At 72.6% G+C, this 23,161-nt stretch carries 16 protein-coding genes; 1 reads left to right on the top strand and 15 read right to left on the bottom strand.

The genetic code is table 11. The features are described from left to right. Positions 1-17 precede the first annotated feature (17 nt). From trpB to QSK30_RS30145, 14 genes are all read right to left on the bottom strand, one after another. Entirely contained in the window at positions 18-1,280 is a 1,263-nt protein-coding gene (gene trpB, locus QSK30_RS30210; RefSeq protein WP_285508058.1) for a tryptophan synthase subunit beta, read from the bottom strand. Further along, complete coding sequence (gene trpC, locus QSK30_RS30205) at positions 1,277-2,083, bottom strand: indole-3-glycerol phosphate synthase TrpC (protein WP_285508056.1); 807 nt, start codon at positions 2,081-2,083, stop codon at positions 1,277-1,279. The genes trpB and trpC overlap by 4 nt, the downstream gene beginning before the upstream one ends. Then, positions 2,080-3,714, bottom strand: coding sequence for an FAD-binding oxidoreductase (locus tag QSK30_RS30200; RefSeq protein WP_285508054.1), 1,635 nt, complete (start codon positions 3,712-3,714; stop codon positions 2,080-2,082). The genes trpC and QSK30_RS30200 overlap by 4 nt, the downstream gene beginning before the upstream one ends. Continuing rightward, complete coding sequence (locus QSK30_RS30195) at positions 3,711-4,388, bottom strand: DsbA family oxidoreductase (protein WP_285508052.1); 678 nt, start codon at positions 4,386-4,388, stop codon at positions 3,711-3,713. Before QSK30_RS30195 ends, QSK30_RS30200 begins: the two co-directional genes overlap by 4 nt. Continuing rightward, on the bottom strand, positions 4,385-5,662 hold the full coding sequence (locus QSK30_RS30190) for a flavin-dependent oxidoreductase (protein ID WP_285508051.1): 1,278 nt from the start codon (positions 5,660-5,662) through the stop codon (positions 4,385-4,387). Before QSK30_RS30190 ends, QSK30_RS30195 begins: the two co-directional genes overlap by 4 nt. Next, positions 5,659-6,792, bottom strand: coding sequence for a monodechloroaminopyrrolnitrin synthase PrnB family protein (locus tag QSK30_RS30185; RefSeq protein ID WP_285508050.1), 1,134 nt, complete (start codon positions 6,790-6,792; stop codon positions 5,659-5,661). The genes QSK30_RS30190 and QSK30_RS30185 overlap by 4 nt, the downstream gene beginning before the upstream one ends. Before the next feature lie 111 nt (positions 6,793-6,903). Continuing rightward, a complete protein-coding gene (locus QSK30_RS30180; protein WP_285508049.1) occupies positions 6,904-8,139 on the bottom strand; it encodes a beta-ketoacyl [acyl carrier protein] synthase domain-containing protein in 1,236 nt (411 codons plus the stop codon). A 109-nt stretch (positions 8,140-8,248) separates the two neighbouring features. Beyond that, on the bottom strand, positions 8,249-9,160 hold the full coding sequence (locus QSK30_RS30175) for an SDR family oxidoreductase (protein WP_285508047.1): 912 nt from the start codon (positions 9,158-9,160) through the stop codon (positions 8,249-8,251). Positions 9,161-9,238: 78 nt separating this feature from the next. Further along, positions 9,239-10,681, bottom strand: coding sequence for an MFS transporter (locus QSK30_RS30170; protein ID WP_285508045.1), 1,443 nt, complete (start codon positions 10,679-10,681; stop codon positions 9,239-9,241). A 63-nt stretch (positions 10,682-10,744) separates the two neighbouring features. Then, the gene (locus tag QSK30_RS30165; protein ID WP_285508044.1) at positions 10,745-12,220 is read right to left on the bottom strand and encodes a 4-hydroxyphenylacetate 3-hydroxylase family protein; all 1,476 of its coding nucleotides are present in this window, start codon (positions 12,218-12,220) and stop codon (positions 10,745-10,747) included. Between the two features lie 184 nt (positions 12,221-12,404). Beyond that, on the bottom strand, positions 12,405-13,691 hold the full coding sequence (locus tag QSK30_RS30160) for an FAD-dependent monooxygenase (RefSeq protein WP_285508041.1): 1,287 nt from the start codon (positions 13,689-13,691) through the stop codon (positions 12,405-12,407). Positions 13,692-13,843: 152 nt separating this feature from the next. Next, the gene (locus tag QSK30_RS30155) at positions 13,844-14,797 is read right to left on the bottom strand and encodes an AraC family transcriptional regulator (protein WP_285508039.1); all 954 of its coding nucleotides are present in this window, start codon (positions 14,795-14,797) and stop codon (positions 13,844-13,846) included. 448 nt (positions 14,798-15,245) lie between these two features. Beyond that, positions 15,246-17,573 (bottom strand): hypothetical protein, encoded by a 2,328-nt coding sequence (locus tag QSK30_RS30150; protein WP_285508037.1) that lies wholly within the window; start codon positions 17,571-17,573, stop codon positions 15,246-15,248. A gap of 10 nt (positions 17,574-17,583) precedes the next feature. Further along, positions 17,584-18,240 carry a peptidoglycan-binding protein gene (locus QSK30_RS30145; protein ID WP_285508035.1) on the bottom strand — a complete coding sequence of 219 codons (657 nt, stop codon included), beginning with the start codon at positions 18,238-18,240 and terminating at the stop codon, positions 17,584-17,586. A 514-nt stretch (positions 18,241-18,754) separates the two neighbouring features. On the opposite strand from QSK30_RS30145, the gene QSK30_RS30140 reads away from it, so the two are divergent. Next, the gene (locus QSK30_RS30140; protein ID WP_285508034.1) at positions 18,755-20,932 is read left to right on the top strand and encodes a tetratricopeptide repeat protein; all 2,178 of its coding nucleotides are present in this window, start codon (positions 18,755-18,757) and stop codon (positions 20,930-20,932) included. A gap of 353 nt (positions 20,933-21,285) precedes the next feature. Here QSK30_RS30140 and QSK30_RS30135 read toward each other — a convergent pair whose 3' ends face one another. Next, positions 21,286-22,509, bottom strand: coding sequence for a hypothetical protein (locus QSK30_RS30135; RefSeq protein ID WP_285508033.1), 1,224 nt, complete (start codon positions 22,507-22,509; stop codon positions 21,286-21,288). Positions 22,510-23,161: the final 652 nt, after the last annotated feature.

The raw sequence follows: 23,161 nt of genomic DNA, 5'->3' as shown, positions 1-23,161 counted from the left end.
AGCAGACAGTGTCACGCTCATCGGTCCCCCTCCAGTCCGAAGTACTCCGACGCGGTCGCCATGTCCTTGTCACCGCGGCCGGACAGGCAGACCAGCACCACCGGCTCCCGCCCCAGCTCCGCGGCGAGCACCGGTGCCAGCCGCAGCGCGCCCGCGACCGCGTGCGCCGACTCGATCGCCGGGATGATCCCCTCGGACCGGCTCAGCAGCCGGAAGGCCGCCATCGCCTCGTCGTCGGTGACCGGCTGGTAGGCGACCCGGCCCAGGTCGTGCAGGTGGGCGTGCTCCGGCCCGACGGCCGGGTAGTCCAGGCCCGCCGAGATGGAGTGGCTCTCCTGGGTCTGCCCGAACTCGTCCTGCAGCAGGAAGGTGCGCGCGCCGTGCAGCACGCCCACCGAACCACCGGTGATCGACGCGGCGTGCCGGTCGGTGTGCACCCCGGCGCCGCCCGCCTCCATGCCGTAGAGGCGGACACCGGTGTCGTCGAGGAACGGGTGGAACACGCCGATGGCGTTGGACCCGCCGCCGACGCAGGCCACGACCGCGTCCGGCAGGCCGCCGCACAGGTCGCCGACCTGGCGACGGGCCTCCACCCCGATGACCCGGTGGAAGTCGCGGACCATGGCCGGGAACGGGTGCGACCCGGCGGCGGTGCCGAGCAGGTAGTGCGTGGTGTCGGCGTTGGTGACCCAGTCCCGCAGCGCCTCGTTGATCGCGTCCTTGAGGGTGCGGCTGCCCACCTCCACCGGCACCACGGTCGCGCCGAGCACGGACATCCTGGCCACGTTGAGCGCTTGGCGCCGGGTGTCCTCGGCGCCCATGTAGACCACGCACTCCAGGCCCAGCAGCGCGCAGGCGGTGGCGGTGGCCACCCCGTGCTGGCCCGCGCCGGTCTCCGCGATGATCCGGCGCTTGCCCATCCGCCGGGCCAGCAACGCCTGCCCCAGCACGTTGTTGATCTTGTGTGAGCCAGTGTGGTTGAGGTCCTCGCGCTTGAGCAGCAGCCGGGCACCGGTCCCGGCGGAGAGCCGGGTGGCGTCGGTGAGCAGGCTCGGCCTGCCCGCGTAGCCCGCCAGCAGCTCGGCGAACTCGGCGTGGAACAGCGCGTCCTGGCGGGCGTGGTCGTAGGCCGCGGTCAGCTCGGCCAGCGTGCTCATCAGCGCCTCGGGCATGAACCGCCCGCCGAACCGGCCGAAGTGACCGGCCCGGTCGGGCGCTGGGCCGCTGGCGAACGCCTCGGTCACCACTTCCAGGTAACCGCTGGACAGGGTCGTGGTCATCGGGTTCCCTCCCGTCGGCCCGCGGACACCAGGTCGGAGACCGCGGTGGCGGGGTTGTCGCTGCGCACCAGGGCGGAGCCGACCAGCACCGCGTCGGCACCGGCCTCGACGTAGGCGCGCACGTCGTCGCCGTCGCGGATCCCCGACTCGGCCACCGTGACCACACCCGCGGGCACGTGTCCGACCAGTCGGGCGAAGGTCTCGCGGTGCACCTCCAACGTGGTCAGGTCACGGGCGTTGATCCCGATCACCCGGGCACCCGCGTCCACCGCGCGCACCACCTCGACCTCGGTGTGCGCCTCGACCAGTACCGCGAGCCCGGCGTGGTCGGCCTCCAGCATGAGCAGTTCCAAATCCTCTTGGGACAGTGCGGCCACGATCAGCAGCAGCAGGTCGGCGCCGTAGGCCGCGGCCTCGATCACCTGGTAGGGGTGGACCACGAAGTCCTTGCGCAGCAACGGGACCGCGACCTCGGCGCGCACCGCGGCGAGGTCGTCGAGGCTGCCGCTGAACCGCCGCGCCTCGGTGAGCACGCTGACCGCGGCCGCACCGCCCGCGGCGTACTGGGTGGCCAGCGCGGCCGGGTCGGTGATCGCGGCCAGCGACCCGAGCGCCGGGCTGCTCCGCTTGACCTCGGCGATGACCCGAACCCCGTCGCCGCGCAGGGCCGCGACGGTCTCGTTCGGCGTGAGCCGGTCGACCCGGGCGTCGGCGCGACCGCACAGGTACTGCACGTCGACCTCGGCCATCCGGTCGCGCAGGTCCTCCCGCACGCCGTCGAGGATGCCGTCGAGCACGCTCATCGGCGGCCACCGCCGATCGACATCCGGTGGTGGAACACGTTGTTCGGGTCCCAGCGCGCCTTGGTCTCCAGCAGCCGGGGGTAGGCGTCCCGGTAGTACAAAGTGGACCACGGCACGCCGCTGGTGTTCCAGGCCGGGTCGAGCAGGTCGGCGTCGGCGTAGTTCACGTACGCGCCACTGGTCTCGGCACCGGGCACCGGGACGCCGCCGGTGGTGGCGTAGACGTCGCGGTAGAGCCTGCGCTGGAAGTCGATGTGCAGCCCGTCCTGCGCGGGGTCGGTCCACTCGCTGACGTAGAGCAGGGTGATCGCGCTGTCGCGGTGCACCGACGCGGTGGCGCCCGGTGCGGCGGCGGTCACCTCGCCGCCGTAGGGCGCGATGAGCACGCCGCTGCCGGGGTGGGTGTAGTCGGCGCGGGTCAGGTTGGCGTAGAGCGCCGTCGCCGCGCGCTCGCTGAGCGCGCCGCGGTGCATGGCGGACTTGCCCTTGATCCGCTTGCCGGTGGGCCGGTCGGCGAACCCGGACCAGCGGGTGCCCAGCAGCCACGGCAGCCGGGAGCGCTCGACAGTCTGGTGCGCCACACCGACGCCGTTGTCCACCGCGGCGAGGAAAGCATCGAGCTGACGGTCGGCGTTGGGCAGTCCAGCGTCGATCTGCACGTTCAATGCGACCGCGCCACCCGAGGAGTGGAACGTCGCGAGGTGGGCGTAGACGCTGGCGAGCGGGGAACCCGGCGCGTTGTTCGCGGCGAACCAGCCGGTGAAGTTGCGCACCAGGCGGACGAAAGCGGCCTGGTCGAGCCGCGCCCACGGCCAGATCACCGTGGACACCAGCAGTTCGCGCGGCGGCTTGGGCAGCAACGCGGTCGGGTCGGAGCCGCCCGCGTTCTTGCTCCGGAACCAGTACCGCGTCACCACGCCGAAGTTGCCGCCGCCACCACCGGTGTGCGCCCACCACAGGTCGCGGTTCGGGTCGTCGGCCTCACGGGTGGCCACCACCTTGCGCGCGCGGCCGTCCCGACCCGCGACGACGACCTCCACCGCGTAGAGGTGGTCGACGACCAGACCGTGCAGGCGGTTGAGCGGCCCGTAGCCGCCGCCCGCGATGTGCCCGCCGACCCCGACGGTGGGGCAGGAACCACCGGGGATCGTCACACCCCAACCCTTGAAGAGCTTGGTGTACACCTCGCCCAGGGTCGCGCCCGCGCCGACGGCGAACGCGCGCCTGCCCGGGTCGTAGTCCACGGTGTCGAGCCCGGAGACGTCGATGAGCACCCGGACGTCCCCGGTGGCGAAGTCCTCGAAGCAGTGGCCACCGCTGCGGACCGCCACCCGCCTGCCGGTGCGCAGGGCCGAGCCGACCGCGGCGACGACGTCGTCGGCGGTGCGGGCGACCCACACCTCGTCGGGGTTGCCGACCCAGCGCAGGTTGACCCCGCGCACCAGGTCCGGGTACTGGCCCGCGCCGGGCCCGACCCGCAGGGCCGGTGCCAGACCGGCGGCGGACTCGGTGACGGGCTGGGCGGCGGGCCCGGCGATGGGTTCGGCGATGGCGGGCAGGGCGGTGCCCGCGACCGCGAGCCCGGTGCCCGCGGTCGCGCCGATCAGGAAGCGGCGTCGGGAAGTGCTCACAGTGCTGTCCTTCGCGATGTGGCTGTGGGGAGGTGGGACTGGAGAACGCTTCGGTAGTCCTCTGTGGACTGGTACTGCTCGACCCTGGTGGCGCCGACGACGACGGTCGGGACCAGTGCCACCTCGGTGCGGGTGGCCGCGATCCGCGCCCGCACCGCGACGAGGTCTTCATCGGACTCGAGGAAGGCGGCGGCACGCGCCTCGGGGACACCGGCGCGCACGGCGTGGCGCAGCAGCACCGCCGGGTCGGCGACGTTGCCCGCCAGGGTGAACCACTCGGCGAACAAGCCCTGCTCGACCTGCGCGCGGGCACGCCACCCGTGCTCGCGGTCGACCATCCACAAGAGACGGTGGGCCTGCAGCGTGTTGACCGAGAATCCCTCGGCGTTGCGGAACTCGACACCCAGGCGCGCACCGGTCTCGGTGACCACCTGGCTCATCCGGCGCGCCTTGTCCTGGCCGTACTTGCCCGCCAGGAACTCTAGCATCGGCACCGGCCGCGCCGGTTCCTCGCCGTCGATCTGGTACGGGTGCGCGACGACGTCGAACCGGTCCTCGCCCAGCTCCCGCACCGCCGCGTGCAGGGACCTGGTGGCCAGGTAGCACCACGGGCAGGACACGTCGGAGTAGACCTCGACCCGCAGGACGCCACCGGTGACCGCGCCCGCCGTCACGCCGGGGTGTCCCAGCGCTGGACGGCGTTGCTCGGCCTGCTGTTGACCGTGTCCGGGTCGAACGAGCCCAGGGTGGCGTAGGACGCCGAGATCCGGGCCAGCTCGCCGTGCGGGAACACCTCGCACACGTCGGCGAACCCCGCCGGGGCGCGCTCGTCGGCCAGGTCGATGACCACCTCGGGGCCCATCCGGCGGTTGGCCTCCTGCAGCGCGGTCATCGGCGGTCGGCGCTCGTTCTCGTAGGCCAGCAGCGCGTCGTCGGGGTCGGCGTGCTCGACCAGCGCCCTGGCCAGCACCCGGCCGTCCACGATGGACTGGGTGCCGCCGTTGGAGCCCATCGGGTTCATCGCGTGCGCGGCGTCGCCGAGCAGGGTGACCCGGCCCGCGGTCCAGCTCGGCAGCGGGTCCCGGTCGACCATCGGGTACTCCAGCGCCCGGTCGGCGGAGCGGACCAGGGCGGGCACGTCGAGCCAGTCGAAGACCAGGTCGGCGAAGTGCGGCAGGAACCGCTCCGGGTCGGCGGGCCGGTTCCAGTCGGCCCGGTCCGGGACCGTCCCGACCTCGACCCGGCGGGCGACCGCCCAGTTCATCAGCACCGGCTCGCCCGGCGCCGACGGGACCGACATCGGGTAGACCACCGCGCGCCTGCCCCGGTCCCCGGCGATGACCATGGTGCGGCCGTCGAGGAACGGCGGCGCCCAGGCACTGCCCCGCCAGACCAGCAGCCCGTTCCACTGTGGACCACCGTCGCACGGGTGCATGGCCGCGCGGACCGCCGAGTGGATGCCGTCGGCGCCCACCAGCAGGTCGGTAGTGACCGTCCGTGTGCTCCCGTCGCCGCGCAGCACGTGCGCGTCGACCCCGCCCGCGGCCCGGTTCTCGAAGCCGACCACCCGCGAGTCGGCCACCACCGCGTCCGGCCCGAGCCGTTCGCGCACCACGTCGAGCAGCACCCGCTGCAACCGTCCTCTGTGGATGGACAGCTGCGGCCAGCGGTACCCGGCGCCGATCCCGCGCGGCTCGTTCCAGATCAGGCTGCCGAACCGGTTGTAGTAGGACAGGCTGCCGGTGGCCACGGCCACCTCGAGCAGCCGGTCGGCGACGCCGAGCTCGTCGAACTCCCGGATGGCGTTGGGCAGGATGTTCAGGCCCACCCCGATCGGCGCGATCTCGGGCACCGACTCCAGCACGGTGACCTCGTCGAACCCGGCGGCGTGCAGGCTCAGCGCCGCGGTGAGCCCGCCGATCCCGGCCCCTGCGATGGTGATCCTCACGCGCTCACCTCGACCGGGTGCGCGCGCGGCTTGCCCACCCGCGCGGTCAGCTGCGAGTTCTCCCTGGTCAGGTCGATGATCTCGCGCAGCAGCTCGACGCTGGCGCCACCGCTGCCGACCGGGTAGAGCCGCAGGTCCTCCTGGTAGGCCTGCCGGGCGATGCCCAGGTGCCTGCCGCGGAACACCACGATCGTGCGCATCATCCGGGCGATCGCGACCGCGCTGGCCCGCAGCGTGGGCGCCGTCCACGGCGAGTCGCCCTCCTCGGCGTGCGCCTGCAGCAGCCGGGTCACCAGCGACGGCGCGCCCACCCAGCTCTCGTGCAGCTCGCGCCAGCGGGGCAGGCTGTAGGGCACCGAGTGGTGCAGGAAGTCCAGGTAGTCCGGGGCGCCGCGGTCCGAGGCCCAGACGACCTCGTCCACCAGCCACAGCGGGACCTGCGCCGCGGCCGGGCCGAGGTAGGTCTGGCCCGCGACGTCGATCTCCTCGAAGTAGGGCCGCAGCACGGTGGCGAAGAACTTCGGGGTGACGTTCTTGAGCACGCCGTCGATCGAGGTGACCATCGGCGTGAGCTCGCGGTCGAGCGCGTCGACCAGCACGGCGAACTTCGGGTCGGTCGGCTCGATGCCGCGCAGCAGGTGCACCAGCTCCAGGGCGGCCCGCAGGTGCGGGAACACCAGCCGGACCGAGTTCTGCAGGTGGTCCTCCTGCTCGTCGCCGGTGTACATCCGGCGGCGGTCATCGGTGGGGTTCCAGGTGCAGTAGTGGTGCACGGTGTCGCGCGGGATCATGTCGGTGCGCACACCAAGGTCGAGCAGCAGCGGGGTGGCCTCCGGTACCAGCTCCAGCGGCTCCACCCCGTGCCGCTTCAGGGATCCGAGGAACATGCCGAGATCGCGCATGACGGCCAGACAGGTGTCCATGTCGTAGCCGCGGGCGGACTCGGCGTCGGGTAACAGGCCGCGCAGGGCCGCGGTTATAGCCGGGATGTCGGCGGCCGCGTTCATCTCGCGCAGCCGCAGGCACGCCTCGTCGGCGCCCAGCGGGTCGATGGCCCGGACCCGCTCGATCTGGAAGTCGTTGCCGTGCAACAGCGCGGAATTGTGGGCAACAGCGGCGTTGAAGGACAAGGTCGCTCCTGGAAATGGGGTAGTGCTGGGACGCCGTCGGCCCGGCGGGACCGAAGGCGGTGGGGGTACTGGCTTCGCTTGGTGGGGTTCGGTGTCCGGGTCGGGACCGGGTCAGGCCCGGGTGAGGACTACGTGGACGTTCGTCGAGGAGATGCTCTGGCCGTTGACCGCGACGACCCCGGGCCGGTCGCGGCGCGGGAGCGGGGTGAGCCCGGTGGGGACCACCAGCGGGACCCGGTCCCAGTCGACCGCCGGGTGCGGTTGGCGCAGGTGCAGGCTGGCGGGCACGGCGTCGTGCTCCAGGCACAGGATGGCCTTGACCAGGCCCGCGACCCCCGCGGCGGCCTCGGCGTGACCGATGTTGGTCTTGACCGAGCCGACCAGGCAGGGTCGGCCCGGCGGTCGGCCGGGGGCCAGGACCTGGTTCAGCGCACCGAGCTCGGCCAGGTCGATCCTGGTGCCGGTGCCGTGCGCCTCGACGTAGTCGACCTCGGCCGGGTCGATCCCGGCGTCGGCGTACGCCCAGCGCATCGCCTCGGCCTGGCCGTGTTCGCTGGGGTGCAGCAGGGATTCCTTGGCACGGCCGTCGTTGCTCACCGCGCTGCCGGCGATGACCGCGCGGATCCGGTCGCCCGCGGCGCGTGCGGCGGCCAGCGGTTTGAGCACGACCGCGGCCGCGCCCTCGGCGCGCACGAAGCCGTCGGCCTCGGCGTCGCCGAACGCGCAGCGCCCGCGCGGCGAGAGCACGCCGCCCGCGGTGAGCATCGTGCCCGCGTGCGGTCCGAGCAGCAGGTTGACCCCGCCCGCGATGGCGAGGTCGGCGTCCCCGGCGCGCAGCGCGCGGCAGGCGAGGTGGATCGCGACCAGCGAGGAGGCCTGGGCGGCGTCGACGGTGACGCCGGGTCCGCGCAGGTCGAACACGTGGCTCACCCGGCCGGCCAGCAGCGCCCGCTGGTGGCTGCCGGGGAAGTCCCCCAGCGCCAGGTCACCGCGGGCCGCGCGAGCGTCCCAGTGGTCCGAATTGGACTGTCCGGTGTAGACAGCGGTGCGGCTGCCCGCGAGTCGCGAGCGGTCCAGGCCCGCGTCGGCGACGGCCTCGTCGACGACGGTGAGCAACACCCGCTGCTGCGGGTCCATCCGGGCCGACTCGGCCCGGTCGATGTCGAAGCGGTCCAGGTCGTCGAACGCGTCGAGACCGGCCAGCAGGCCCGCGCGCGCCAGTGCGGTGCCGGGACGGGCGGGCCCGACGGCCGTGCCCGCCCGCACCAGTAATCGCCACAGGTCGTCCGGAGTCCGCGCGCCGGGCAGGGCGCAGCCGACTCCGACCACAGCGACAGCCGAAGCCATCGAGAATCCCCCTGATCCTCCGCCGGGGAGTACTGCCCCGGCACTCACCCGATGTTCCCCCGCGGTGCCCCGGACCCGCGCCCCCAGCGCGGGTCCGGGATCACCGGGCTCAGGCAGGCTGCCCGGCCCAGACCTCCCAGTGCTGCGCGGCGACCCACTCGGTGATCGGGGTCGGCGTGATGCCCAGGACCCGGGTCACCTCGTCGTGGTCCACGGTGAACAGCTCGGGGTCCGAACTCTGCGCGGCCCACTTGTAGATCCCGCTGACGCCCGCCGCGGCGTCCGCGCCGACGACCTCGCGCAGCCCGGCCTCGAACGCGCCGACCTCCAGCGGCAGGTAGCTCACCTCGCGCCCGAGCGCGGCGCCGAACGCCGTGGCCAGCTCCGAACCGGTGACCGCCTCGGGGCCGCCGAGGGCGAGGACGGTGCCCTCGATGCCCGGCCGGTGCAGCGCGGCGACGGTGGCCGCGGCCAGGTCGGCGTGCGAGAGCCAGGCGACCCTGCGGTCCTCGGCCAGCGGGTAGGCCAGCACGCCGTCGTTGATCAGCGCCGGGCCGTTCCACGGGCTGAACAGGTTGTCCAGGTACACCGGCGGGCGCAGCACGACCAGCGGCAGGCCCGCGCCGGTGAACACCGCCTCGGCGGCGCGCCGGGTCTCGTACGCCGCGTACGGGGTGGTCTCGGCGGGCACCGGGGTGTTGGTGTTGTAGACCAGCCGGGTCACCCCGGCGGCCTTGGCGGCCTCGGCGACGTTGCGGGCGAAGGTGACGACCTGCTCGGCGTCGTAGACCAGCGGCAGCACCACCGAGGCGTGCGTGATGCCCTCGAACGCGGCGCGCACCACGGCCGGGTCGGCCAGGTCGCCGGTCACCGTCGGCACCTCGGGTGCCCCGGGGGCGGGGGTGCCGCCCGCCTTGGCGAAGCCACGGACCTCGTGCCCGCCCGCCAGCAGGGCGCGGGCGACCGCCGCGCCCTGGAAGCCCTGGGCTCCGATCACGAGGTATCGGCGTTCGTCAGACATGGGTTTCAGTGCCCTTCATCGGTGTTGGGTAGCGGTGTCGTGCCCCGCTGTACAGCCTGCGGAAACCGCGGAACGGGTTCAATGAGCTGTGGTGTCGGGTGATTGAGCATTCGTCCCGGCGGTGGCCGGGGCCGGTTCGGGCGCCCCGACCCGCAGGGTCGTCGCGATCGCGGTGGCCACCAGCGCGAGCACCGCGCCGACCACGAAGGCCGCGCTGAACCCGCTGGTCAGCGCCGCGTCGGAGGTGGGGTCGGCGGAGTCCAGGGTCCACGCCGCGGCGACCCCGCTGAGCACCGCCAGGCCGATCACCGAGCCGAACTGCTGGCTGGTGTTGATCAGACCGGAGGCCAGGCCGACCTCCTCCGGCGCGGCCTGCAGGGTGGCGGCCACGTTGGTGGTGATCGCCACCAGCGGCAGGCCGACACCGAGCAGCAGGCTGGGGAAGAGCACGTCGCCGACGAAGGTGCCGTCCGGGTGCAGCCGGGACAGCCAGGCCAGGCCGGCGGTCACGATCACGAACCCGACGACCATGACCGCCCGCAGCCCGAACCGGCCGATGACCCGGCCCGTGTTGCCCGCCACCAGGATCACCGTGACCGACAGCGGCAGCAGCGCGAGCCCGCCCTGCACCGGGGTGAAGTCGAGCACCGTCTGCATGTGCACGCTGATCAGGAAGAACATCGGGAACAGCACCACCTGGGCCAGCCCGGAGAGCAGGTTCGCCGTGCGCAGCAGCGGCCTGCGCAGCACCTCCGGCGGCATCAGCGGCGCCGACACCCGCCGCTCCACCACCGCGAACAGACCGAGCAACAGCACCCCCGCCACCCCCGGCACCACGGTGCGCGGCGAGGTCCACCCGTCGACACCGGTGTTCACCAGCGCGAAGGCCAACAGACCGAGACCGACCGTGGACAGCAGCGCGCCACCCAGGTCGAACCCACCCGCCGCGCCGCGCCGCCGCACCGTCGGCCCGACCACCCGCGCCGCGAGCACCGCCAGCGCGAGACCGGCCAGGATGTTGAGCCCGAAGGTGGACCGCCAGCCCAGCCAGCTGGTCAACACCCCGCCGAGCACCGTGCCGGTCGCACCGCCCGCACCAGCCATCGCGGCGAACACCCCGAGCGCCTTGTGCCGCTCCGGGCCCTCCGGGAACAAGTCGATGAGCACCGCGAACGCCGACGCCGCGGCGGCGGCCGCCCCGATCCCCTGCAGCGCGCGACCCGCGACCAGTAGCAGCGCGTCACCGGCCACCGCGCCCGCGATCGACCCCGCGACGAGCACGCCCAGGCCCGCGACGAGCAGGGTGCGCCGGTCGAGCAGGTCCGCCGCCCGGCCGCTGAGCAGCAGCAACCCGCCGAAGGTCACCAGGTAGGCGTTGGCCACCCAGGACAGCTCGGCCGGGGAGATGTGCAGGTCGGCGCCGATCGACGGGGCGGCGACGTTGATGATCGCGGTGTCGAGGATGAGCAGGAACTGGATGCAGGCGAGCAGCGCGAGCGCGCGCCGGGCGACTGGGTCCATCGTGGGTCTCCTCGTGGTGGCCGGGTGGCCGGGGTCAGGTACCGGGTCGGTTTCGCGGGCCGCTCAGCCCGCGACGCCGGGCTCGTCGGCGAGCTCGTAGCCGCTCATGCACTTCTCCACCAGCGCCTCGAGCAGCTCGGGGTTGCCGTCGCGGACGATCGAGGGGAAGTAGATGTGCGGCGCGCCGTGGTAGAAGCGCTCGTACTGCTCGTGCCGGGAGGCGAACTCCGAGCCGAGCGCGTCCCAGGCCAGCTTGAACAGCTTCATCCGCCGCTCGGCCGGGTGCCCCGGCGAGCGCACGTACTTCTTGACCAGCCCGCCCAGCTCCGGGTGCAGCAGGTCCAGGCCGCTGGCGGGCAGCTGGATCAGGCCACCGCCCGCGATCAGCTTCACCTCTTGCAGCATCTTCGGGTACAGGTCACCGGACATCGCCCGGTGCGCGGAGGCGATCTCGTTGTTGATCCGCACGCCCTCGCCACCGGGCACCGGCTCGTACGCGGCCTCGGCGGCGAGCACCATCGAGCGCGCGATGGTCAGCCAGCCCATGATCTTGCCGATCTGGTTCTGCACCGGCGGCAGCTCGTAGCTGTTGTTCGCCTTGGCGATCAGGATGGCCAGGCCGGAGAGGAACTCCATCTTGGTCCAGAACCGGGTCGCGGCCTGGTGCACGAAGTTCGGCCACGCCGCGGTGCCCCACCACTGCAGCAGCGAGGCGCGCACGTCGCGGTAGACCAGCACCCGCTCCCACGGCACGAACACGTCGTCGCACACCAGCAGCGCGTCGTTCTCGTCGAAGCGCGAGGACAGCGGGTTGTCGAAGACGCTGCGCGCGGCGGCCTCGTAGGAGGTGCGCGAGATGAACTTGAGCCCGGGGGTGTCGATCGGGATGGAGAACGACAGCGCGTACTCCACGTCCTGCGGGGCCAGCGGCTCGATGGTGCCGACGATGACCTCGTCGCCGAACACCGCGGCGGTGCCGATCATCTTGGCGCCGCGCACCACGATGCCATTGTCCTGCTCCTTGACGACCCGCACGTAGAGGTCGTCCTCCTCCTGCTCGGAGGCGGGCTTGGTGCGGTCGATCTGCGGGTTGGTGATGGTGAAGGTCGGGTACAGGTCGCCCTGCGACATCCGGCGGTGGTAGGCCTCGACGTTCGCCCGGCCGTCGAAGGTGTCGGTGGCGAAGATGTCGGGCACCGCCTGGAACCCGGCGATGCCACCGGCCATGTAGTCCGGCGAGCGGCCGAGGAACCCGAAGCTGGCCTCGGACCACACCTTGTACGCCTTGCGCCGCGCGACCAGGTCCTCATAGCTGCGCGGGATCTCGTACGCGCGGTGCACCCGGTCCCCGTCGGCACCGGGCACGGTTAACGTGTCCACGAGCGCGGGTTCGTGGGTGAGATCGTAGAGGTCGGCGATCGACTTGGCGGTGTTGCGGAACGCCGGGTGCGTGGTGATGTCGGTGACCAGTTCGCCGTCCAGCCAGACCTGACGGCCGTCGCGGAGCGATTCCAGGTACTGCTTCCCGGTGCGGGTCATGCTTCCTCTTCGCTCTGGTGGTGTGAGTGCCGTGGTGTTCGAGTGGTGTGACTGCTCGTGGGTGTCAGTGCTTGTGGGTGTCAGTGCCGTGTCAGTGCTGTGATGTCGGCTCTTCGCTGTCAGTGCTGGGGTGTCGGTGCTGTGATCGCGCGGGCCGCCTCGTGGGGCCCGCGGTGGGACCGGCTCAGGCGCCCAGCGCCGCCGAGTCGACGAGCCGGGCGCGCCGGATGTCGTAGGGCGACCGCCGGTTGACGCTGTCCCGGTCGAAGCCGGCCAGCACCGCGTACCGGTCGCCGACCGCGTCGAGCGAGGCCGACGGCACGACGTCGGTGACCGCGGCGAACCCCGCGGGCGCGCGCTCGGCGACCAGGTCGATCACCGCCTCCGGGCCCATCGCCCGGTTGGCGAGCTGGATCCGGGAGGTCACCGGGCGGCGGTGGCGCTCGTAGGCCGCGATGGCGCGCGCCGGGTCCGGGTCGGTGGCCAGGAAGTAGGCCAACGCCCGGGCGTCCACCACCGCCTGGGTGGTGGCGTTGGACCCCATCGGGTGCATGGCGTGCGCGGCGTCGCCGAGCAGCGTGGTGGTGCCGCTGGACCAGGTGGGCAGCGGGTCGCGGTCGAGCAGGGGGTACTCGAAGCAGCTGTCCGCGCCCTCGAAGAGGTCGGTCAGCGCGATGCCCGCGACCCGCCAGCCCGGGAAGCCCGCGGCGACCTTGGCCGCCGGGACGGGTCGGTTCCAGTCGGTCCGGTCGGCGCCGTCGTGGTCCTCGTGCCGGACCGAGACCGCCCAGTTGAGCAGCACCTGCCCGTCGGCCCGGGGTGGGGCCACCGGGTACAGCACGACCTTGCGCACGCCGTCTCCGGCGATGACCACCCGACCGGCGCGCGCGGGCGGTGGCGCCCAGGTCATCCCGCGCCAGACCACCATGCCGTTCCACACCGGCGCGGACTCGGAGCTGCTGACCGCGCGGCGAACGGCCGAGTGCAGGCCGTCCGCGCCGATCAGCACGTCCGCCTCGAAGGTGGTGGGTTCACCGTCGCGCAGCACGTCCACCCGGACGCCGCCGTCGACAGCGGTGGCGCCGGTGACCCTGGTGGCCGCGCGGACGCGGTGCTCCCCAAGGCGGGTGCGCACCGCCTCGGCGAGGATGCCCTGCAGCGCGCCGCGGCGCACGGCGAGCTGCGGCCAGTGGTAGCCGCTGCCGCGGCCGCGCTGCTCGCGGGAGATCAGGTCGCCGTGCTGGTTGTGGTAGTGGACTTCCTCGATCGGGACGGCGACGTCGGCGATCGGGCGGTACAGGCCGAGCGCGGCCAGCTCGCGCACCGCGTTCGGGCGCAGGTTGACCCCGGCGCCCAGCGGCCGCAGCTCGCGCGCGGCATCGATGACCCGCAGGTCGTCGAGCCCGCCGTCGTGCAGGCTCAGCGCGGCGACCAGCCCGCCGATCCCCGCGCCCGCTATCAGGATGTTCATGATCCAACCGACCGCGTGCGACAACGCGACACGGTGTTCCTCCCCCGAACCACCCGGTGTGCCAGTGCCCCCCAAGCGTGCCCAACTGTCGGAAGGGGATCAATGAACCGGAGACCGGGGGCTGTTAACTATCGTCCAGTTCTCGGCCTCGCTCAGCCCGCGGTGCGCTGGAAGCTCTGCCGGTACTCCCCCGGCGTCATGTCGAAGCACTTGCGGAACGCCAGGTGGAAGCCCACGGCGCTCTTGTAGCCGACCCGCTGCGGCAGCGCGCTCTGCGGGATGCTGCTCTCGGCGAGCAGCCGGGCCGACTCGCGCATCCGGTGCGAGGCCAGGTGGCGCGCCGGGCCCTCACCGACCAGCTCCCGGAAGCTGGCGGTGAACGCCGAGCGGGACATGCCCACCTCGCGGGCCAGCGACTCGATCGTCCACGGCTCGGCGAACCGGGTGTACATGATCAGCAGCGCCTTGCTGATGCCCGGGTGCTGCAGCGCGGCGAGCACCTCGGGCCGCTCCATCATCCCGCCGAGCAGCGGCCGCAGGGTCAGCACGAAGGCCATCTCGAACGCCCGCAGCGTGATGACCTGCGAGCCGGGCACGTCACCGCCCTGGTAGGCGACCAGCAGGTTGATCACGTCCCGGAGCAGCGGCTCGCGCTCGACCCGCTCCCGCTCGAGCACCATCATCCAGGGCAGTGCCCGGTACAGCGAGGACGCGGCGCTGGCGTCGAAGTGCAGCCCGGCGCACAGGACCCGGGACTGGGCGCCGTCGCCGCCGTGCACCAGCCGGTCCGAGGCCCCGGGCGCCCGGGCGGCGAGCAGCGCGCGCAGCGGGGTGCCGACCCGGTCGGGCTGGTCGGACATCCGGTGCGCCACCCCGGTCGGGAAGATGGCCAGGTCACCCTGCTGCAGGTGGGTCGGCGGCACGCCGTCGGCGCTGATCCAGCACGAACCCTCGGCGATGTAGTGCAGCACCGCGCAGGTGCTCTCCGAGTCGCCCTCTATCGACCACGGCGTGCGCAGCAGCCACCAGCTGTGGAAGACGCCGGTGAGCCTGATCGGCCGGAGCAGCTCGCTCAACAGGTCGTCCTCATCGGTGTGAACGGTCACCGATGTCCTCCCCCCTTGCTAAAAGTACCCCCGCGATCACGTTACCGTTCCAGACTGACACGAACCGGACATTCGCCCGGCCGGTGGGACAGCGGGGCGGGTGAGCCGCTTGACGGGGCTGGGCGTCCTGATGCCGCGGGGTCGGTAAAGATGATCACCGAGCGTCCTTGTGCCGTCCTGGGTTCAGGGGCCTGCTTCCCCTACGCCAAGTGTGACTACGGGCTGGACTGGTCTGTCAAGGCGGGAGGAATGCCTTGACAGACCAGTCCAGCCCGTGTTTTGGCTGCGTATGAGATGCAGGGGGCGGGGGGGGTCGCCGGGTGGCTCGGAGGGGCCGGTGCTGCCTGGGGGTGGGGTCGGGGTTGGAGGGCAGCGGTGCTGCGCGGGGTGGTTGCCGGGCGGGGTTGGCGAGCCGCCGCAACTGGGGGGCGGGGTGGTGGCGGTGTTCTTATGTGGGTGGGCTGGTGAGGGGGGCCTGCGTTGTTGTTGGCGAGGGTGGCGTGGTTGTGCTGTTGGGGGTGCTTGAGGCGGATGCCGTTGTCCGGCTCGGGGTTGTCGTGGTGGTGACGGCGGACTGGCTCGTGGTGGTCGTCGCGGGCGAAGAGGTGCCCGAGACAGATGGCGCCGTCACGGTCGTCGTCGGTGCGGTGCTGCCGCTGGTCGTCGGGGCGGTGGATGGGGTGGGGGTTGTGCCGCCCTCTTGGCTGACCACGGTCAGGATGTCGACCTTGACCTGTTGCAGCGCGTCCTGGATCTGCTGTGCCGACATGCCCTGGATGTTCTGCGCCAGGTCCGCGAGCCGGGCCCAGATCTCGTCCAGGCGGGCCTTGGCGCCGGGGCTGAGGTCGCCGGGCAGGGTGATGACCAGCTGGGAGGCCAGCGCGTAGGTCACGCACTCGACGCAGGAGTGGTTGATGGCGACGGCGATGTTCTCCGGTACGACGACGTCCGCCTGACCCACGATGAGGACCACCTGGAAGGCGATGGCGACCGTGGTGCAGTCCCGGCAGCTGGCCAGTGCCCAGGCCTCGTTGCGGTTGGTCGATTCGCCGTCGGTGACCCAGACCAGGGCGAAGCTGACCTCGTAGCGGACCGAGCCGTGCGTGGTGTTGACGGCGAGGGCCTGGTTGTCGCCGGGGCCGGGCGGGTCCGGGCGGTCGAAGGGGAAGACCCACGTGGGGGCTGTGGGGGCCGGACCCCCTTGGCGCGCAACGGGTACGAGCACCATGGCCAGCGTGGGGCGTTCCTTGGTGGGTCGTGCCGCCGACTGCGGCCACACCGTCTTCGTCGTCACGGTGGGGGCGGACGAGGACGCGGCCGGGAGTCGCTTGGTCTGGACCGCGTGCAAGATGTCGACCACGGTGCCGCGCTCGTCGGGCTGGATCGGGCGGTAGCGGTCGGGTGCGGGCCACCACGCCCAGGCCAGGGCGATGAGCACGGCGGCGGCGGTCAGGCCGGCCAGGGCCCGGCGGAGCGGTTTGCCCTCGGTCCGCTTCCAGGTGCGCGTGACCAGCCTGCGGACGGACCGGGCCAGCATCAGGCCGACGCCCACAATGGACAGTCCGACGGCCAGGATGGCCAAGGCGCGCACCAGCACGCCGGCGATGTCGCCGTCGGCGTAGTCGGTGGTCGCGGCCTGCCACTGGCGGCCCATGCCCGCCCACGCGGTCCCGAGGACGCGCGGCAGCGTCAGCACGATCGTCGCGGTGGAGAGCAGCAGCAGCGGGACCACGACGACGACCCACAGGGTCACCACCACCCTGGCCCACGGCTTGAGGTTCGACGGGGTGCGCCACCGGTTCGGCAGCAGGCCGAGCAGGGTCGGCTTGATGTGCTGGTAGAGGTCGGGGACGCCGGTGAGGTCGGCGAGCACGTGGTAGCCGTCGAAGCGGACCATCGGCGCCAGCTGGCGGACCATCTGCAGGATCTGGGTGGCGATCACCAGCAGCAGCGCGTCCCACCCGGACACCCACCAGAGCCCGAACATGCCGACCGCGACCAGGGTGTTGAAGTACAGACCGCCGAGGTCGGTCCGCAGTCGGCCCGCGCGGCCGAGCCGGTAGCTGTCGGTGACGTCGGTGTAGAAGGTCGGCCACATCAGGTAGAGGCCGAAGCCCATCGCGCCCGGGGTGGCGCCGCCGCGGCGGGCGGCGGCGGCGTGGCCGAACTCGTGGAAGCCCGCCGAGACGATGGTCACGCCGATCACCAGCAGCAGCAGCGGCGGCTGCTCGAACACCTGGCGGGTGGCGCCCGCCAGTCCTTTGTGGAACAGCACCCAGAACGACACCGCCGCGAAGGCGGCCAGGGTCGCGACCACCAGCACCGGGTTGAACAGCCGGGCGAACGGCGCGGTGATCCGCCGGGTGCGGTCCGGGTCGGAGATCACGTGCCGCATCCGCAGGCCCAGCAGCGGCGTGGCCTTGCGCGGCGTCGGCTCGCTGCCGTCGGGCAGGCGCAGCACGCCCAGCGGCGTCAACTTGGCCTGGATCAACAGGTCCACGTCGGCCGCGGTCACCCCGCGCCCGGTGGCGGCGCGGACCCGCGCGGCGATCTCGTCGTGGTCGGCCTCACCGTCGACAGCCGCGAGCACGGCGTAGAGCAACGGTGTCAGCTGGACCACTTGGCCGTCCACGCGGCGGACGAGGGCGGGTGGGCGGCGGTAGCCGGAACCGCGCATCTCGCCGATCAGCTCGATCCCGTCGGCCCGCCGCGGGGCCGCGCCCGGGCGGGTGGTGTCCCGCCCGGGCGCGACCTCAGACCCGGAGGTGGTGCTCATGCGGGTCCCTTCACTGGCGCAGGTCGGACTTCTGGTCCGCGGTCGCCTCGGCGTTGGCGTCGATGTCCTGGTTGATGATCGCGTCCTGCTGGGCGACCGCGGTCGCCTCCGACCCGGTCGAGCCGATGTTGGCCGACACCGCGGCGTCGATCGGCGCGGCCACGTTGGCGTTGGCCGCGACGGCGCCGTTGATCGGGGCGGCCAGGTCCAGGTCGGCGGCGAGGTTGACGTCGACGTTGAGCAGGCCGCCGTCGAGCGCGCCGGAGATGTCGTCGGGCACCACACCGGCGTTCGAGCTCACCGGACCGGCGGCCGGGGTCTGCGCCGGGGCCTGGGTCGCGGGCTCGGCCTGGTCGATCACGCTGTCCTGGCTGGAGTTCGCCACGGCCTCGCCGCTGAGCCCCTGGTTGATCAGCACACCCTGGTCGGACAACGCCTGCGCGGTCGACCCGTCGGAGAGCACATTGGCGCCCACCGCGGCGTCGATCGGGGCCGCCACGTTGGCGTTGGCCGCCACGGCCAGGTCGACCGGAGCGGCCAGGTCGAGTCCGATGTCGAGGTCGACGTTGAGGTCGAGCAGGGAGTAGACCTCCTTGTCCGGCAACGCCACCCCCGCCTCGGCCGCCAGCTCTTCCCTCGACAGGGCAGTCAGTTCCGCGTCACTCATCCATGGCTCCATCCGTCCGAACTCCGCGCGGCTCGCGATCGCGGCCCGCCGAACACCCAGTACCCGGGGTTCTCCGGCACAAAACAGATCCCACGACCGTCGAGAGGAATTCGGCCATTCCACTTTGGACATATTACGGACAAAGCTGAAACGCTTTGCGTATTCAGCCCCGGCACGCGCGTAGGCGAACGTCAACCGCACGGGCGGTGTCCGGGAAACGACCCGGCCGGCCTGTTCGGGTCAACCAGCGCGCCCGTTCACGAGAAGTGCCCAGGCCAGGCGACTCGTGGGTGTGACCCAGTCGGGCGTAGCGGTCGCCGCGAGGTGAGCGACGAATACAGGGGGACCTCGCCGGGCGGGCTAATGGCGAATGGGGGAACGCGGGGGCGCGAGGGGCGCGATCGGGCACGTCACGGTGGGTTGTCGCCACTACTTCGGGGGCAGTCACCGAGCGGCGGTGCCGTGCCGCGCGGCTGGTTCCTACCCTGCAAGAAGGGCGGAGAAGGGGGCGCACATGGGGACCGGTCGCGATGACCAGCGCAATTCCGAGAACACCGGGCGAGTACCCGTTCAGACCGGCAACAGCATCGCCGGTGTGGTGGCCGCGCCGTCGGTGCAGTCCGGGGTGATCCACGGCGGCGTGCACATCCACCAGGACGTCGCACGCGCCACGGTCCCCTGGCAGCTGCCGCCGCCCGCGGCCTACTTCGCCGACCGGTCGCCCGAAATGGCCAGGGTCGACCAGGTGGCAGGCGGCACCGGTCGCCCGGGCCTGGTCGTACTCACCGGCACCGGCGGCGTCGGCAAGACCGCCCTGGCCGTGGCCTGGGCGGCGCGCAACGCCGCGCGCTTCCCCGACGGGCAGCTCTACGCCGACGTGCGCGGCTTCTCCGCCGAGGGCGCGGTATCCACCGAGCAGGTGCTGGGCGGCTTCCTGCGCGGCCTCGGGGTCCCGCCGGACCGGGTGCCGGTGGAACTGGCCGAGCAGACCGCGCTGTTCCGCAGCCTGACCACCCGGCGCGGGCTGCTCGTGCTGGTGGACAACGCGGTCTCCGCCGCGCAGGTGCGACCGCTGGTGCCCGCCTCGGAGGACTCGATGGTGCTGGTCACCAGCAGGCTGCGGCTCAGCGGGCTGCACATGGAGGGCGCGGAGTTCGTCGAGCTGCTCCCGCTGCCGCACGAACAGGCGGTGGACCTGGTGATCCGCTCATTGGGCGCGCGCCGGGTCGGCACCGAGCGGGCGGCGGTCGGCGAGCTGGTGTCGCTGTGCGGGCGGTTGCCGATCGCGCTGCGCGTCGTCGGGGCCCGGCTGGCGGCCCGGCCCCGGTGGCCGGTCGCCCGGGTGGTCGCGGAGCTGCGGGACGAGCGCCACCGGCTGGCGAAGCTCGCCGCGTACGGCGAGTCGCCGGTGCACGCGGCCTTCGACCTGTCCTACCAGGCCCTGCACGAGAAACAGGCGCGGCTCTACCGATTGGCGAGCGCGCACCCCGGTCCGGAGTTCGACGTCGGCGTGGCCGCTGCCGCCGCCGACATGGCCAAGGACGACGCGGAGGACGCCTTGCAAGCACTCGTGGACGCCAGCCTGCTCGAAGAGGTCGACAGCGACCGGTACCGCTACCACGACCTGGTGCGCCTGCACGCGCGCGACCACCCCGACCAGAGCAGCGAGGAGGTCGACCGGGCGCGGCGGTCGATCGCCGAGTGGTTCCTGCACAGCGCCACCCGGGCGAACCTGGTCGTGATCCCGAACCGGTGGCGGGTGAGCGAGGTCGCCCAGCACTACCGGGGCGCCGAGCCGCCGTTCGAGCGGGCGAGCGCGGCCGTGGACTGGTTGGACGGGCAGCTGCCCAACCTGCTCGCCGTGCTCACCGACGCGGCTGAGCGCGGGTGGGACGACCTCGCGTGGCAGGTCTGCGAGGCGCTCTGGGAGTTGTTCCTCTACCGCAAGCACTACCAGCAGTGGATCGCCTCCCACAGGATCGGCATCCCGGCCGCCCAGCGGTGCGGCAACACCGTCGCCGAGTCCCGGCTGCGCTGCCAGCTCGGCCGCGCCTACCTCGACCTGCACCGCTTCGACGAGGCGCGGACCGAGTGCGCGCGCGCCCTGGACCTGGCCCGGCACGCCGGGAGCCGGACCAACGAGTCGGTCGCGCTCTACCAGCTCGGCATGGCGGCCCAGGGCCGGGGCGACACCGAGGACGCGCTGGCCCGGTTCCGCGCCAGCCTCGCCATCGAGGACGAGCTGGGCATCCCCCGCGGTGTCGCCCTGCGGCACCGGCGCATCGGCGAGGCGCTGCTGGCCGCGAGTCGGCTCCGCGAGTCGGCGGTGGAACTCGAGTCGGCTCGCGACGGTTTCGAGGCGATGTCCGACCACGGCGACGCTGCCAAGGTCGACATCGCGCTGGCGCGGGTCGAGGCCCAGGTCGGGGGGTTCGAGCCCGCGCTCGCCAGGCTGGAGCGGGCCCTGACCGTCCTGCGCGATTCCGGGTCAGCGAGTTACCAGGTCGACGCCCTCCTCGCCCTCGGTGAGATCCGCCAGCAGCAGGGTGAGCTCGACGTCGCCGAGGGGCACTTCACCGAGGCCCGCCGGCTGGCGGGCGAAGTGGGCGGTCCACAGCTGGAACGCGCCGAGGCCCGGTTGCGCGGACTCCGACCGGACGACGGCCCGCAACTCGGCGACGCGCAGGCGTAGCAGGGTCCCGAGGTAGCCCAGGGCGGCAGCCGCCCGCAAGGACGCGGGCGGCACCACGGCGGTGTCACCGTCCGCAGTGGACAGCAGGCACGACCCGCCCGCCAGACCGACCGCGGCCAACGCGAGTCCCGGGAGCAGCCCCAGCTCACGCGCGGCGACGGCGCGCGCGTCGGCGAGGCAGGGTTGTTCGGGGAACAGCAGAACGTCCGCCGCCGACCACGGCGTGGACAGGTCAGCGTGGCCGAGCAGGAAGTCCACCGGCTGCCCGGTCGAGTCGCAGCGCCACAGCTCCAGGCGCCCGGGGGTGGCCGTGCGGGTCGCCCGCACGGCCAGCCCGGAGACGGTGTCGTCGCTCATGACGCCAGCAGGGTAGGCGGCGGCAGCGGGTCCGGGAACACGACCTGCTCGGGTTCGGCCAATCGCAGCAACCGGTACATCGTCCGCCGCAGGGTCGCGGCCGCCTGACCGGGCCGCGAGGTGAGCAGCCCGCGGACTCGCTCACCCAGCTCCGGGGTCGCGGCCAGGGCGGCCGCCCGCAGCTGCGGCACCAACGGCAACTCCATCCGCCACCGCGGCGCCGCGTCGGCGAGCACCGCGCTCGGGCTACCCGGCAACAACGGCCCGTCCGACTCGGCCGCCATCAGCACCGGCTTGCCCAGTCCGGCGGCGAAGGTGGTCACCGACCCGTAGTCACCGATCACCTGGTCGGCGGCGACAACCGCCGCGCCCCACCCGGCCTCCGGCGGCACCAGGCTGAGCCCGGCGCGCAGGCAGTCGGCGAGCCAGGTCCGCACCTGCCAACGGCCGTGGTGCGACCACACGTTCGGGTGCAACAACCCAACCACCCGATACCGGTCCGGCGGCAGCTCCCGCAGCACCCGCTCGAACAGGCCTGGGTGCCGCCCGAAAGCGGACGCCTGCGACCACGTCGAGCTGACCACGACCAACTCCTGCCCGTCGGCCACACCCAGCGCCGCCCGGTAGCCCGCCCGGGCGGGCAGACTGGCGGTCAACCGGTCGAACGCGATGTCCCCCGCCACGACCGCGAACGGCGCCGCCTGCGCGCAGGTCCGGGTGAGCACCTCGAGCTCCAGGTCGTGGGTCAGCACGATCGCCTCGGCCCGCACCCGACCGTCCCGCAACAACTGAGCCGCGTCCACGTTCAGGATCGGCTGCCACGATTCACCCATCTTGGCCGGACGACCGCGCCGGTACTGCGCCAACCCACCACCGTGCGGCACCAACAACACCGGCCCGCGCACATCGTCGACCCCGCGGGTGCTGCCCGCCAGCACAAGGTCGTACTCACCACTCCGGGCCTGCGCCCAGGGCAGCACCACCCCACCGTGCGCGGTGAGGAAGTCCTGCGTCGCCTGCCAGGTCTCCCACGCCTCCGGCTGGGTGAACACGACCTGCACCCGGTGGTCGTTCTCCAGCAACGGCAACAACTCGAACAACCTCGTCCCGGCCACGATGTGCGGCACCAACACCAACACCGAACGACACCCCTGCCGCGTCGCCCAGTGCCGGTGCAGCCGGTTCACCGGGCTGCGCACCCACCGGTCCTCCCCGCTCATCGCCGACCTCCCCGCTCCCCCACCACACGAACCCGCCCACTCCCTCGATCGGTCACAGTTCCCTCCCCAGGTGGTGCGGCACCCCACACCGGCGCACCGCGACAACGAGGAGAACGATGCCCGCAGATCACGTCGGTTCCCTTTCAGCGGACGCGCAAAACCCGAACACCACCACACCGGTACTGCACGCACGGGACCGGGTGTCTCCGCCCGACTGCGGAGTCGAAAGGCGGAATCCCGCGCGACACCAGAGACGTCGGCGGACCGCTGCACGCAGACTTTCAGTTCGCTTGTCAGTCCGCTCTCGCCACACTTCCAAAGCGGAAACAGCACACGGAGCTACATGCCTCCGGAACACAGGTTCAGAAACCTACCTTCACCGCGGCGGCGATCCCTCACCCCACCCGCCCACAGAGAGGATCCCGAGCCCGCTGAGGCGGACCAAACCCCAGCCTCACTGGCACCCGACAGGTTCCGTCCCCCAGCAAACCGCAGCGGTGAGGCCGACCGCGCTGGAAAGCAAGTCCCGCTACGGATGCTCGATCTAGTGGACTCGCTTCGTGTGGGGGGAGAGTGCCGCTAAACTTGCCGTGGGTGGGGATGCCCTTACCCTGCCCTTTGCTCTCCACCGCGGTGCTCTAGGGGCCCCACA

The sequence above is a fragment of the Actinokineospora sp. NBRC 105648 genome (assembly GCF_030269645.1).
Lineage (GTDB): Bacteria > Actinomycetota > Actinomycetes > Mycobacteriales > Pseudonocardiaceae > Actinokineospora.
This window is presented reverse-complemented; position numbering and strand designations above follow the sequence as displayed.